This is a genomic window from Castellaniella sp. (assembly GCF_034007085.1).
Taxonomy (GTDB): domain Bacteria; phylum Pseudomonadota; class Gammaproteobacteria; order Burkholderiales; family Burkholderiaceae_B; genus Castellaniella.
Genome location: NZ_JAVERO010000014.1, coordinates 17,331 through 30,623 on the forward strand (window position 1 = coordinate 17,331; position 13,293 = coordinate 30,623).

General features: G+C 64.4%; 11 protein-coding genes and 1 tRNA gene. 3 read left to right on the plus strand and 9 right to left on the minus strand.

The features are described 5' to 3' along the window. Window positions 1-93: 93 nt before the first annotated feature. Both purB and RBR29_RS02765 read left to right on the plus strand, forming a co-directional pair. The gene (gene purB / locus RBR29_RS02760; protein WP_320347008.1) at window positions 94-1,470 is read left to right on the plus strand and encodes an adenylosuccinate lyase; all 1,377 of its coding nucleotides are present in this window, start codon (window positions 94-96) and stop codon (window positions 1,468-1,470) included. An 86-nt stretch (window positions 1,471-1,556) separates the two neighbouring features. After that, a tRNA-Lys gene (locus RBR29_RS02765) sits at window positions 1,557-1,632 on the plus strand. Between the two features lie 84 nt (window positions 1,633-1,716). Here the strand turns inward: RBR29_RS02765 and dsbG are convergent. From dsbG to dsbD, 3 genes are read right to left on the minus strand one after another with little or no spacing between them, the layout of a single operon-like run. Continuing rightward, on the minus strand, window positions 1,717-2,490 hold the full coding sequence (dsbG, locus tag RBR29_RS02770) for a thiol:disulfide interchange protein DsbG (RefSeq protein WP_320347010.1): 774 nt from the start codon (window positions 2,488-2,490) through the stop codon (window positions 1,717-1,719). Window positions 2,491-2,492: 2 nt separating this feature from the next. Then, window positions 2,493-3,332, minus strand: a complete 840-nt coding sequence (locus RBR29_RS02775) for a TlpA disulfide reductase family protein (protein ID WP_320347012.1) — start codon at window positions 3,330-3,332, stop codon at window positions 2,493-2,495. Beyond that, window positions 3,332-5,203, minus strand: a complete 1,872-nt coding sequence (dsbD, locus tag RBR29_RS02780) for a protein-disulfide reductase DsbD (RefSeq protein WP_320347014.1) — start codon at window positions 5,201-5,203, stop codon at window positions 3,332-3,334. Before dsbD ends, RBR29_RS02775 begins: the two co-directional genes overlap by 1 nt. Window positions 5,204-5,335: 132 nt before the next feature. Here dsbD and RBR29_RS02785 point away from each other — a divergent pair, with 132 nt between their 5' ends. Continuing rightward, the gene (locus RBR29_RS02785) at window positions 5,336-5,998 is read left to right on the plus strand and encodes a response regulator (RefSeq protein ID WP_320347016.1); all 663 of its coding nucleotides are present in this window, start codon (window positions 5,336-5,338) and stop codon (window positions 5,996-5,998) included. A 35-nt stretch (window positions 5,999-6,033) separates the two neighbouring features. Here the strand turns inward: RBR29_RS02785 and mnmA are convergent, their stop codons facing one another. The 6 genes from mnmA to RBR29_RS02815 all read right to left on the minus strand — a co-directional run. After that, window positions 6,034-7,149, minus strand: coding sequence for a tRNA 2-thiouridine(34) synthase MnmA (gene mnmA / locus RBR29_RS02790; protein ID WP_320347018.1), 1,116 nt, complete (start codon window positions 7,147-7,149; stop codon window positions 6,034-6,036). Then, window positions 7,142-8,371, minus strand: a complete 1,230-nt coding sequence (gene glcF, locus RBR29_RS02795; protein ID WP_320347020.1) for a glycolate oxidase subunit GlcF — start codon at window positions 8,369-8,371, stop codon at window positions 7,142-7,144. The genes mnmA and glcF overlap by 8 nt, the downstream gene beginning before the upstream one ends. A 9-nt stretch (window positions 8,372-8,380) precedes the next feature. Continuing rightward, window positions 8,381-9,475: a glycolate oxidase subunit GlcE gene (gene glcE / locus RBR29_RS02800; protein ID WP_320347022.1), complete on the minus strand. Its 1,095-nt coding sequence runs from the start codon at window positions 9,473-9,475 to the stop codon at window positions 8,381-8,383. 9 nt (window positions 9,476-9,484) lie between these two features. Continuing rightward, window positions 9,485-10,981 (minus strand): FAD-linked oxidase C-terminal domain-containing protein, encoded by a 1,497-nt coding sequence (locus RBR29_RS02805; protein ID WP_320347024.1) that lies wholly within the window; start codon window positions 10,979-10,981, stop codon window positions 9,485-9,487. A 9-nt stretch (window positions 10,982-10,990) separates the two neighbouring features. Further along, window positions 10,991-12,406 (minus strand): FAD-linked oxidase C-terminal domain-containing protein, encoded by a 1,416-nt coding sequence (locus RBR29_RS02810; protein ID WP_320347026.1) that lies wholly within the window; start codon window positions 12,404-12,406, stop codon window positions 10,991-10,993. Between the two features lie 53 nt (window positions 12,407-12,459). Next, window positions 12,460-13,293, minus strand: an 834-nt coding sequence (locus tag RBR29_RS02815) for a 3-deoxy-7-phosphoheptulonate synthase (RefSeq protein ID WP_320347028.1), incomplete at its 5' end; no start/stop codon positions are given.

Consider the following 13,293-nt stretch of genomic DNA (forward strand, 5'->3'; position numbering starts at 1 on the left):
TGTTTTGACCTTTTTTTTGCGAAATGCCCGCTTCGGGGTGTGGTATATCTGCTCCGAGCCAAAGCAGCGACAGGCGAATGCTAGAATTCCGCCATGCAAATCGATCCTTCTCTCAGCGCCTTGAACGCGCTCTCGCCCCTGGATGGGCGCTATGCGGCCAAGGCCGACGCCCTGCGACCCTATCTGTCCGAAGCCGGCTTCATGGCCCACCGGGTCGAAGTCGAAATCGCCTGGCTGATCGGCCTGTCGGATGCCGGCCTGCCCGAGCTGCCCCCCTTCCCTGCTGCCGCGCGGGCGCGGCTCCAGGGGCTGGTCCAGCATTTCTCAGAAGCCGACGCGGCCCGCATCAAGGCCATCGAACGCACCACGAACCACGACGTGAAAGCGGTCGAATACTGGCTCAAGGAACAAGTCGCCGACGACGCCGAACTATCCCGCGCTGCGGAATTCATCCACTTCGCCTGCACCTCCGAGGACATCAACAACACCTCGCATGCCCTGATGCTGAGCCGGGCACGCGCGCAATGCGTGATCCCGGCACTGGAATCCATCATCGCCCGCCTGCGTGAACTGGCCCATCTGCATGCCGGCCAACCGCTGCTGTCGCGCACGCACGGCCAACCCGCCACGCCCAGCACCATGGGCAAGGAATTCGCCAACGTGGTCGCCCGCCTGGAACGGGCCCTGGAAGCCATTCGCGCCGTGCAGCCCCTGGCCAAAATGAACGGTGCAACCGGCAACTACAATGCCCACCTGGCAGCCTACCCGGAAATCGACTGGCCCAGGTTTTCCGGCCAGGTCCTGGGCGGCCTGGGGCTGACCCAGAATCCCTACTCGATCCAGATCGAACCCCACGACTGGATGGCCGCCCTGTTCGATGCCATCGCCCGTGCGAACACCATCCTGCTGGACCTGAACCGGGACATCTGGGGCTATATTTCCCTGGGCTACTTCAAGCAGCGTCTGAAAGACGGCGAAGTCGGGTCTTCCACCATGCCACACAAGGTCAACCCGATTGATTTCGAAAACTCCGAAGGCAATCTCGGCCTGGCCAACGCGGTGCTGCGCCACCTGTCGGAAAAACTTCCGGTATCGCGCTGGCAGCGCGATCTGACGGATTCCACCGTGCTGCGCAACCTGGGCGTGGCGCTGGGCTACGGTCTGGTCGCCTACGACGCCTGCCTGCGCGGCCTGGGCAAACTGGAACTGAACCCTGCCGCCATCGACGCCGACATCGACGCCTGCTGGGAAATCCTGGCCGAACCCGTGCAGACAGTGATGCGCCGCCACGGCCTGCCGCAGCCCTACGAGCAACTCAAGTCCCTGACGCGCGGCAAGGGCATCACCGAGCAGGCCCTGCGGGAATTCATCACGGGCCTGGACCTGCCTGCCGAACCCAAGGCACGGCTGCTGGCGATGACGCCGCGCAGCTACATCGGCCTGGCAGCGCAACTGGCCGCTGATGTGTAAATCCCATTGAAGCCGTTTTCAGGATCGCGCTTTGCGCGTTCCTGAAAATAGGTGTACAATCTTTTTCTTCGCAAAATTTCTGCGAAGGGCTGTTAGCTCAGTTGGTAGAGCAGCGGACTCTTAATCCGTCGGTCGAGTGTTCGAGTCACTCACAGCCCACCAGGGATACCCAATGCAAAAGGGCCGGTTCTAAAGAACCGGCCCTTTTGCATGCTGGCTGGGCGTGCAAACGCCCCAAGAACGGGATCAGCGAGGCCCCAGGACTTCGTCCAGTTTTTCGCCTTGCGGCATCCCGCGGTATTTCCTGAGCACGCCATTGGCACCACGCACCACGATGCCCGGGGTTCCGCGAAACCCGGTATTCAGCATCAGCGCCAGATTGGCATCGAGCATCTTGCTGACGTCCGCAGGCACGCTCTTGGCAGGCGTGATCCCGCCCTGGCTGAACCGCCGCTCGTTCAGCTCCAGGGCTGCGCTGCGGTCCGAGGCCCCCAGGATGGCCGCCGCCTTGGCCGGGCTGTCTTCCTTGATGATCCCCACCAGTACGTGCCGCAACTGGACCTTGCCGGCATCAACCCAAGGCCGCGAGGCCTCCCAGAAAAGATGGCAATAGGGGCAGTTCGCATCACTGAAGGTGTAAATGACCCGCGGCGCGTCCGCCTTGCCATCCAGGACCCAGGTTGACGCTTCGAGTTGCGACCATTCCCGGTCGCTGGCGGGTTTGGCAGCCAGTTCTTCAAGGCTTGCCTCGTCCATCGGCTCGCCCTTGGGGTTCAAGCGCGTACCCACGATGGCATTGCCATCGCTGGTGACATACACGGCAACCGGCTGGACGCCTGAAACGGCGGCAAAGGCACGCAGACCGCCCCCGACCTTGAATTCCTGCATGATGGTCAGGCCCTGCTCCTCCAGCGCCTTCAGGGCTGGTGGCCGATCGGCGGACGCAGCATGAGCGGATCCAGCAACCAGCATGAGGCCGCCCACCAGAAAACATGCAATCCGCGAACGCAATGCAAACATCATCACTCCTTGTCTGTCTTGATCGGTTGGAATTGCGCGAAACGGCGCAACATCGTGTGTTTCAGGCTGGCCAGCGACAGCTCCCCCAAATGGGTGTCCACCAGACGCCCGTGTTCGTCAAAAAACAGGGTGGTAGGCAGGCCCCGCGATGCAAACGCCCGCATGGTCTGGGAAGACGGATCGAGCAGCACGTCCCGGAACTGCAAGCGCTCGCCAGCAAGAAAGGCACGTGCCTGCTGACCGGTCTCGCCCTGGTTGACCATGACGATCGCAGCCTCGGGATACAGGGTTTGCGCCTGTTCGAGCACGGGCATCTCGCGTCGGCAGGGCGGGCACCATGAGGCCCAGAGATTGAGCACCACCGGCCGCCCGATATAGGAATCAAGAACGACGGGCTGCCCATCGATCGTGGCGAGCGACAAGGCTGGCAAGGGCGGCGCCGAACGCTGCAACAGATCCAGCACACCACCTGCGGCAAACCACGCCAGCAGCCCAGCGGTCATGCCCATCAGAACCGGGCGGCGCAAGATACGCGCCGAGCGGGTGCGCCAGCCGATGAACACCCACGCCACCAGAACACCGACCCACCAGGTAAATCCCTGGTCGCCGATCAGGATCATGGACATCGGCGACTGCGCGTACTCATCCCACCATTGCGCAATATACCCCAGACGAGCGGCAACCAACCCCAAAAATACCGCATCGAACAGCAGGCCACCCGCCGCCTTGCTCGATGCCCCTCCGGGCAGCCATCTGGCCGCCTGCCGGGCCGCTACCCAGGCCAGCAGCACGGCCACCAGCGCGGCAACCACCTGAATGGAAAAAGGTCCCATGCCGATCATCAGGCGCCCGCCTGATCCAAGTGGTCCAGGAAGGCCTGGGCATCGATCTCGCCCACCATGCGCAGATCCCGGCGTTCCCGACCATCGGGCCCCACCAGAATGAGGGTAGGCGGCCCCATGACCCCCCAGCGCTTGAGCAGCGCCTGGTCGGTCGCATCATTGCGCGTCACGTCCGGCCGCACGACCTGCATGCGGGCCAGGCGGGACGCGACCACAGGGTTGCCAAACACATTGCGCTCGATCACATGGCAGCTGACGCACCAGTCCGCATAGAAATCAATCAGCGTCCATTGGTGGCGCAAGGCCGCCTGCTCCAGCGCGGCATCCACATCCTGGACCGATTTCGCCTGCACAAAGGCAACGCCCGAACCTTCAGGTGCGGATGACACCGACCCACCACGCAGGTGCGCCAAGGGCTGCAACGCGGAATCGCCACCGGAGGCGGCCCCCACCAGCATCAGGACAGACCACAGACCGGCAAATACAGCCCCGGACCGCAGCGTCCAGGCCAGCCGGTGCCTGGCCACGACCGCCTGCCCCCAGGCAAACAGACCGACCGCCACCAACAGCCCCCACGCGCCCCACAGCACCAGCCCCATCGTGCCGGGCAGAAAGCGCGTCAACATCATCACGGCCATGCCCACCATGATATAGCCGAATGCCACGCGCACACGTTCCATCCACGCCCCAGGACGCGGCAGGGCCCGAGCACCAAACACAGCGATGGCCAGCAGGGGCAGCCCCATGCCCAGGCCCAGTGCGAACAAGGCCATGCCACCATAGATTGCGCTGCCGGTCTGCCCGATGTACAGCAAAGCGCCCGCCAATGGCGCTGTCATGCAGGGCCCCACCAAAAGCGCCGACAGCAGCCCCAGCATGGCCGCCGCCGGAATGCTTCCACCCAGGCGATTCCTGCCTGCGGACTCGACCCGATTGATCAGTGCCGACGGCAACCGCAATTCAAACAGGCCGAACAGGGAACTCGCCAGGATCAGGAACAACGCAGCAAACGCCCCCAGCAGCCAAGGCGACTGCAAGGTGGCCTGCAGATTGGCGCCCGCCAGCCCCGCCGCCACCCCCACCACCGCATAGGTTCCGGCCATCGTCAGAACATAGGACAGGGAAAGCGAGAAGGCACGCCGGGGCCCGGCCTGGCTACCCACAATCATGGCAGAAATGATGGGAATCATCGGCAGCGAGCACGGCGTGAAGGCCAGCAACAGCCCAAAGCCGAAAAACAGCAATGTCCCCAGCACCGGGCCCAGCGTTTCGAGCCGCTGCGCTGCCGCCTGATCCTCGGCCATGCCGATCGCTGCTGCGGCCGTGCCATCCAGACGGGTCGCGGCGGGGACGGAAGCAGCCGCATCCGGGCCTCCCTGCCCAATGCCGTCATCCACCAAGGAGCTCCCCGCCCCTGCCACCGGCAGTGACACCGCCATCGTCTGCGGCGGATAACAGATGCCGGCTTCCGCACATCCCTGCCAATGCAGCATCAGCGGACCTTCGGCCGTGACGGGAAAGCGCAAATCGAGTGCATCCCCCATATAGACCTGCGTATCGCCAAAGAACGCATCATGCCGGGCAGTGCCATCCGGAAGATCCAGGCTCACCTCATGACCCTGCGCATCGACCAATTTGAGGGCGTGGCGATACACGTAATACCCATCGGCGACATGCCCGGCGGCCAAAAAAACGTCGCCCTGCCGTTGCACAGGATCCAGCGTGAACACCTCGGCAACGTCCAGAAATTCGGGCTCCTGCTGCCCCCAAGAGGACAACAGGCCATTGGCCCCTGCATTGCCGACCACACACCCGCACAGCAGGAAAATCGAAATGACACGCTGATACCAAGCCAAATCCAGGTCCTCCATGAAAATCTTCCTGAATCATGCTCCCGTCCGATTAAGCGAAACTAAACACGGCCAGGCGCTGGATCGACGTGTGGCCCACTGGCCCTGCGCTATGATGCACTGACCCGAACAAGGGGGTTTCCAGTAAGTGCCATGCGTATCCTGTTGGTAGAAGACGACGAACTTATCGGTCGGGGGATCGTGACCGGACTGCATCAGCACGGCATCGCGGTGCATCATGTCGCCACCGCAGCCCAGGCCGAGGCCATCCACACCGAAAATTCCTTCGATGCCCTGGTGCTGGATCTGGGGCTGCCCGACCAGGACGGCATGGAATTGCTGGCGACCCTGCGCGCCATCGAACCGCAGATGCCCGTCCTGATCCTCACGGCGCGAGATGCCATCGAACACAGGCTCAAGGGGCTGCATGCAGGTGCCGATGACTATATGATCAAGCCATTCGATCTGCGTGAGCTGGCCGCCCGCCTGCACGCGCTGATCAGACGCACCCAGGGCCGTGCGGCTCAGGTCATTGCGGCTGGGCCTCTGCGGCTGGACCCGGAAAGTGGCATGGCCTGGCTCCGGGGCGAGCCCGTGGCCCTGTCACGCCGCGAGGTCGATCTGCTGGCCCATCTCGCCAGTGCCGATGGCCGTTGGGTGCCGCCCGACGTGCTCAACGAACGTTTGTACGGCCTCGGCGAGGACATCGGCAGCAATGCGCTGAACGTGCATATCCACAATATCCGCCGCAAGCTCGGTGCCGAAATGATCGAGACCGCCCGCGGGCTTGGCTATCGGCTGGGCTGGCGGCAATGACAGGGGGCTGTCCGGCCGCCCGGCACAGACATTGATCAGACGATGATCCCGCCCCCCAGGCACACATCACCGTCGTACAGCACCGCCGACTGGCCTGGCGTCACCGCCCATTGAGGCTCGGCAAAACCCAGCGAAAAATCCGCGCCCGCACCTGATTCCAGGATGCAGGCCGCATCGATCTGCCGGTACCGCGTCTTGGCGGTATAGGCGCCCGGCGCTGGTGGCTCGCCCGCGATCCAACTGGCGTCCTGGGCACGCAGACGTTCGCTGAGCAGCCAGGGATGGTCGTGGCCCTGGACAACGTACAGGACATTGTTCGCCAGATCCTTGCGCGCCGCGTACCAGGCATCCGCCGTGCCATCCTCGCGCTGGGCGCCGCGCACCCCGCCGATGCCCAGGCCCTTGCGCTGGCCCAAGGTATGAAAGGCCAGGCCTTGATGACGGCCGATCTCGCGCCCCTCGGGCGTCAGCATCGGTCCCGGCCGGGTGGGCAGGTAGCGGTTCAGGAATTCACGGAACGGCCGTTCACCGATGAAGCAGATCCCGGTGGAATCTTTCTTGGCAGCGTTCGGCAGGCCGATCTCGCGCGCGATGCGGCGAACCTCGGTCTTGGGCAGTTCACCCAGAGGAAACAAGGTTCGCGCCAACTGGTCCTGGTTCAGGCGATGCAGAAAATAGCTCTGGTCCTTGGTGCCATCCAGTGCTTTCAGCAACTGGCTCCGCGCCCCGTGGGGCGTGTCGATGCGGCGCACCCGGGCATAGTGCCCGGTGGCAATGAAATCAGCCCCCAGACCCATGGCATGGTCCAGGAACGCCTTGAATTTGATTTCCGCGTTGCACAGCACGTCGGGATTGGGCGTGCGTCCAGCGGAATATTCCCGCAGGAATTCCGCAAAGACCCGGTCCTTGTATTCGGCAGCGAAATTGACGGCCTCGATGTCCACACCCACCACATCGGCCACGCTGGCCGCATCCAGCCAGTCCTGGCGCGACGAGCAGTATTCACTGTCGTCATCGTCTTCCCAGTTCTTCATGAACAGGCCGACCACCTCGTAGCCCTGCTGCTTGAGCAACCAGGCCGACACCGAGGAATCCACCCCGCCCGACATGCCGATGACGACACGGGCGCCACGCGCTGGCCGTTCAGTCATGGAAGGCCTCGTCGACGATTTCGATCCAGTGGCGCACAGGCGTGTCCGTGCCGCCCTGGAGATGACAGATGCAGCCGATGTTGGCAGACACGATGGTTCCGGGCAAGGTCGATTCGATCGCGCGCAATTTGCGATCGCGCAGGGATGTCGACAAGACCGGCTGGGTGATCGAGTAGGTACCCGCCGAACCGCAGCACAGATGCGATTCGCCAAAGGACTGGAGATCAAAGCCCAGGTCGCTCAACAGCCGCTCGGTGACAGCGCGCAAGCCCTGCCAATGCTGCAATGTACAGGGTGGATGAAAGGCGCTGCGGCCCGGCGCACGGCGCATCCTGGCACGGAGCTCGGCAGCCATGGGCGCGAGAAACTCGGCAATGTCCTGCACGTAGGGCATCAGGCGCGCAGCACGCTGCGCATAGGCGGGATCGTGCTTCAGATGATGGGCATAATCCTTGATCATGCCCCCGCAACCCGACGCATTGACAACCAGGGCCTCGACCTCGCCGGATTCCAGCAACGGCAGCCAGGCATCCACGTTGGCACGCATCTGGGCGCGCCCGGCCTCCTGGGCGTCCAGGTGAAAATTGATGGCGCCACAGCAGCCTGACCCAGCAGCAATGCGCGTACCCACCCCCATGGCATCCAGCACGCGCATCGTGGCAGCGTCAATGGATGGCATCATGGCCGGCTGGACGCAATTCGCCAGCATCAGGACCTGGCGCGCATGGCGGCCCGGATCAGTGGGCAACTGCCCCGCCGGGCGGGGTGGCGCGACCTTCGCCCGCAGCGCGGCGGGCAGCGCGGGCCGTACCCAGCCGCCGACCCGGTACAACAGCCCGAACCAGCGCGACCCCAACAGGCGACGCAGCGCCTCGCGCATCACTCGTTCGCGCAACGGCCGCTGCACACGCTCGCCGACGACCTGTCGACCGATATCCACCAAAGCACCGTACTGGACCCCCGATGGACAGGTGGTTTCGCAATTGCGACAGGTCAGACAACGGTCCAGATGCTGCTGCGTGACGAAACTGGGCGCGGCCCCTTCCAGGACCTGCTTGATCTGGTAGATGCGCCCGCGCGGGCTGTCGAGTTCGTCGCCCAGAATCTGGTAGGTCGGGCAGGTCGCCAGGCAAAAGCCGCAATGCACGCAGCGTCGCAGAATTTCTTCGGCATCCCGCCCCAGGTCTGTATCGCGCGCCCAATCAGCGAGTTGTGTCTGCATGATGGGTCCTCAGAGTTCCGGGTACAGCCGGTGGGCGTTGAAGATGCCGGCCGGATCGAATTCCCGCTTCAGTCTCCGGTGGATCTGCAGCACACCATCGGCCAGTGGATGAAAGGTCGGTAAGTCGGTCGGCGCGCCCTCGCGCCGATACAGGCAGGCCGAGCCGCCCAGCGCCGCGACCCGGTCGCGCAATGCGGCCGCATCGCAAGGGCCGGCGAACCAGCGCAAGCAGCCCCCCCATTCGTGCAATTCTGAAGCAAGCCCGAGCGCCGGTGCGCCGGCAGGCAACACAATCCGCCACAAGGGACGTTGACGGAAAAACGGGTGGGTCTGGTCACGCAAGCCCGCCCAGAACGCCTCGGCCGCCTCGTCCGGCACCACTTCTCCACCAATGGCATCCAGCCCCTGGCGTACAGCCGATTCGTTACCCGACAGGCGCACCGACAGCAGCCCCCCATCGCCTGAATCGCTGGCCACCCAGGCCGTCGCCGACACCGGTAACGGCTGCGACCGCCAACGCAGGCATAGATCCAGCGCCGAGGCTTCGTCCAGCGCCAGCACGCAAGTGGCCTCGCGGCGTGGCCGGGGCACGACCTTGAGCGAGACTTCGACCAAGGCCCCCAGGATCCCCAAGGACCCCGCAAGCAGGCGCGAAACATCGTAGCCGGCGACGTTTTTCATGACTTCGCCCCCGAAACGCAGCACGCTGCCGTCGGCGTTCAACAGCCGCGTGCCCAGGACGAAATCGGCCAGTGGGCCGGCGGCCATGCGGCGCGGACCCGACAGGCCCGAGGCCACACAGCCGCCCAAGGTGCCCGCAGCGCCGAATCGCGGCGGCTCGAAAGCCAGCATCTGGCCCTGCGAAGCCAGCAGCGCCTCGATTTCTGCCAGGCGTGTGCCTGCCCGGGCGGTCAGCACCAGTTCGGACGGCTCGTAGTTCACCACCCCCTGGTAGGCCGACAGGTCCAGCCAGGAGATCGTCTCTGCCGGTGGCAGCGGACCGCCGTAAAACAGCCGGGTCCCGCCTCCTCGGATCAGCAACGGTCGCTGGGCTGCACGCGCAGTCACGACCTGTTCGCAAAGTTCGGTCAGTGCGAATTCCATGCAAAAGTCCTAGAACCTGGGAATATCAGGGAAACGAATGTCACCCTGGTGGACGTGCATCTTGCCGTATTCCGCACAGCGCACCAGCGTCGGGATCAGCTTGAGCGGATTGAGCAGGCCATAAGGGTCGAAGGCGCGCTTGAACGCCGAAAAAGTGTCCAGTTCTTCGCGGGTGAACTGCGAGCACATCTGGTTGATCTTTTCCAGGCCCACGCCATGTTCGCCCGTAATGGTGCCCCCCACCTGGACGCACAGTTCCAGGATGGCGGCCCCGAAGGCCTCGGCACGCTCGACCTCGTCGGGCTGGTTGGCATCGAACAGGATCAAGGGATGCAGATTGCCATCCCCGGCGTGAAAGACGTTCGAGCAGCGCAGGCCGAACCGGGTTTCCATCGCCGCGATGGCCGCCAGCACCTTGCCCAGATGGCGGCGCGGGATAGTGCCGTCCATGCAGTAGTAGTCGGGGGAAATCCGCCCAGCGGCGGGAAACGCGTTCTTGCGACCGGCCCAGAATTTCAGCCGTTCGGCCTCGGAGACGGACGTTTGCAGCCGGGTGGCGCCCGCTGCGCTCAGCAAGGCCTCGACACGGGCGATTTCCTCGGCCACCTCGTCGGGCGTGCCGTCGGACTCGCACAGCAGAATGGCCTCGGCATCCAGATCGTAACCAGCCTGCACGAACGGTTCGACCATGTGCACCGCGCGCTTGTCCATCAGTTCCAGGCCGGCCGGAATGATGCCGTCCGCGATGATGCGCGTGACACCCTCGCCCGCCAGTTCCACACTGGGAAAACTGGCCATGACCACGCGCGCGAGCTGCGGCTGCGGGATCAGCCGTACCGTGACTTCGGTGACCAGGCCGAGCATGCCTTCCGAGCCGATGAAGGCATGCAGCAGATTCAGCCCCGGGGCATCCGGCGCCTCGCCGCCCAGTTCAATGATTTCGCCATCAATCGTGACGACACGCACACGCAGGACGTTGTGCACCGTCAAACCATATTTCAGGCAATGCACCCCGCCGGAATTTTCTGCCACATTGCCACCGATGGAGCAGGCGATCTGGCTGGATGGATCCGGCGCGTAATACAGGCCGTGGGGTGCGGCGGCCTCGGAGATCGCCAGATTGCGCACGCCTGGACCGACCACGGCCACGCAGGCCACGGGATCGAGACGCAGAATGCGATTGAGCTTGGCCAGGCCCACGACCACCCCTTGGGGATGCGGCGTCGCGCCCCCTGACAGCCCGGTGCCCGCACCACGCGGCACCACCGGCACATTGTGTTCGCGACAGGCCTTGAGCAGCGCAACGACCTGGGCCTCGTTTTCGGGCAACACCACGACAGGAGGCAATTCGCGGTACAGAGCCAGTCCATCGCATTCATAGGCGCGGGTCTGGTCAGGCCGGGTGAGAATGCAATGCGCCGGAATATCCTGTGCGATGCGGGCGAGAAACCCCGGAAAATCCGGCACACTGGCGTGCCGTTCATCCGCAGTACTGGCAATGTCCATGGCAATCCTTCACGCAGAGGCCGGAGGCAGGATCTTGCCGGGATTGAGCACATTGTGCGGGTCCAGTGCCGCTTTCAGCGCCGCCATCACGTCCAGGGCATCCTGGCCGTGCTCGGCCTGCATGAACGCCTGTTTGTGCAGACCGACCCCGTGCTCGCCGGTACAGGTGCCCTGCATGGCAATGGCGCGCGCGACCAGACGCTGGTTCAGCCGCTCGGACTCGGCCCATTCGTCCGGATTGTCCGGATCCAACAGCATCAGGACATGGAAATTGCCGTCACCCACATGGCCCACGATCGTGTAGGGAAAGCGGGCCTGGTCCAGTTCACGCGCGGTTTCCCCGACACATTCGGCCAGGCGGGAAATCGGCACGCACACATCGGTCGTGCTGGAGCGGCACCCCGGGCGCAGCTGCAGGCCGGCGAAATAGGCGTTATGCCGCGCGGTCCACAGGCGGCTGCGGTCCTCGGGGCGGTCGGCCCATTGGAAATCCTGGCCGCCGTGCTCTCGGGCAATGGCCTGCACCGTTTCAGCCTGCTCGCGCACCGAAGCAGGACTGCCGTGGAATTCGAACAGCAACAGCGGTGATTCGCGCAGGCCCAAATGGCTGTAGCGGTTGGTGGCCCGCACGGCATGGGTGTCCATGAACTCGATCCGGGCCACCGGCACCCCGGTCTGGATGACCTCGATCACGCTGCGCACGGCAGTGTCCAGATCCGGAAAATTGCAGATCGCGGCAGACACGGCCTCGGGCTGGGGATACAGGCGCACGGTCACTTCGACGATGATGCCCAGGGTGCCCTCGCTGCCCACGAACAGGCGGGTCAGGTCGTAGCCTGCCGAAGACTTGCGCGCCCGGCTGGCAGTCTCGATCACCCGCCCGTCGGCCGTGACGACCTTCAGCGACATGACGTTTTCGCGCATGGTGCCGTAGCGCACGGCATTGGTGCCAGAGGCGCGCGTCGCCGCCATGCCGCCCAGACTGGCATCCGCCCCCGGGTCGATCGGAAAGAACAGGCCGGTTTCCCGCAAGGATTCATTGAGCTGCTTGCGGGTCACACCCGCCTGGACCGTGGCCGTGAAGTCCTCGGCATGCACGGCCACGATCCGGTTCATGCCGGACAGGTCGAGACAGACCCCGCCCTGAACCGCCAGCAGGTGCCCTTCCAGGGACGAACCCGCGCCATAGGGAATCAGGGCGATGTGATGATCGTGGCAATGGCGCGCCACCCAGGCGACCTCAGCGACATCCTGGGCAAACACCACCACATCGGGCGGCATGGCCGGATACGGGGACTCATCGCGGCCATGGTGCTCTCGCACCGCCTGTGCCGTGGAACAGCGATCGCCGAAACGTTCGCGCAACGCCGCCAGGAATCCAGCCGGCAAGACCCTGGCCTGCTGGGCGATATGCAAGGTATCCATGTCCGATCCTGTTGTCGAAAGCCTGTGATCCTGCCCCAGGGCAGGCAAATGCGTCAGGCGGCGCTGCCTACTGGTTGGGCCGTGGCCTGGGCCGACTGGCGCCGCGTGCGCACGGCAGCGGCCAGGCGATCGAGCATGGCCACCGTCGTATCCCAATCGACACAACCGTCCGTAATGCTCTGACCATACACCAGGGGCTTGCCCGGCACCAGATCCTGGCGTCCGCCGACCAGGTGGCTTTCCACCATGACCCCGAACAGGCGTGCGTCACCCGCCTCGATCTGCGCGCAGACGTCCTCGATGACCTGGGGCTGGCGCGTGTAGTCCTTGCTGCTGTTGGCGTGGCTTGCATCCACCATGACGCGTGCGCGCATGTGGGCCTTTTCCAGGGCCTCGGCCGCCGCCTGGACATGCTCGGCCTGGTAGTTGGGCGTCTTGCCGCCGCGCAGAATCACGTGGCAATCCTCGTTGCCACGCGTGGACACGATGGCGGAATGCCCCCCCTTGGTGACCGACAGGAAGTAGTGCGGCTGCGACGAGGCCTTGATCGCATCGATGGCGATGCGCGTGTTGCCATCGGTGCCGTTCTTGAAGCCCACCGGGCAGGACAACCCCGAGGCCAGTTCGCGATGCACCTGGCTTTCGGTGGTGCGCGCCCCGATGGCCCCCCAGGACACCAGATCGGCAATGTATTGCGGGGTGATCATGTCCAGAAATTCGGTGCCGGCCGGCAACCCCAGGGCATTGATGTCGATCAGCAGTTCGCGCGCAGTGCGCAGCCCCTGATTGATGTCGAAACTGCCATCCAGGCCCGGATCGTTGATCAAGCCTTTCCAGCCCACCGTGGTGCGGGGTTTTTCAAAATACACCCGCATGACGATTTCCAG

Coding starts and splice junctions, on each gene's coding strand:
- purB (WP_320347008.1), top strand. CDS start 94: ATGCAAATCGATCCTTCTCTCAGCGCCTTGAACGCGCTCTCGCCCCTG.
- dsbG (WP_320347010.1), bottom strand. CDS start 2,490: ATGTTTGCATTGCGTTCGCGGATTGCATGTTTTCTGGTGGGCGGCCTC.
- RBR29_RS02775 (WP_320347012.1), bottom strand. CDS start 3,332: ATGATCGGCATGGGACCTTTTTCCATTCAGGTGGTTGCCGCGCTGGTG.
- dsbD (WP_320347014.1), bottom strand. CDS start 5,203: ATGGAGGACCTGGATTTGGCTTGGTATCAGCGTGTCATTTCGATTTTC.
- RBR29_RS02785 (WP_320347016.1), top strand. CDS start 5,336: ATGCGTATCCTGTTGGTAGAAGACGACGAACTTATCGGTCGGGGGATC.
- mnmA (WP_320347018.1), bottom strand. CDS start 7,149: ATGACTGAACGGCCAGCGCGTGGCGCCCGTGTCGTCATCGGCATGTCG.
- glcF (WP_320347020.1), bottom strand. CDS start 8,371: ATGCAGACACAACTCGCTGATTGGGCGCGCGATACAGACCTGGGGCGG.
- glcE (WP_320347022.1), bottom strand. CDS start 9,475: ATGGAATTCGCACTGACCGAACTTTGCGAACAGGTCGTGACTGCGCGT.
- RBR29_RS02805 (WP_320347024.1), bottom strand. CDS start 10,981: ATGGACATTGCCAGTACTGCGGATGAACGGCACGCCAGTGTGCCGGAT.
- RBR29_RS02810 (WP_320347026.1), bottom strand. CDS start 12,406: ATGGATACCTTGCATATCGCCCAGCAGGCCAGGGTCTTGCCGGCTGGA.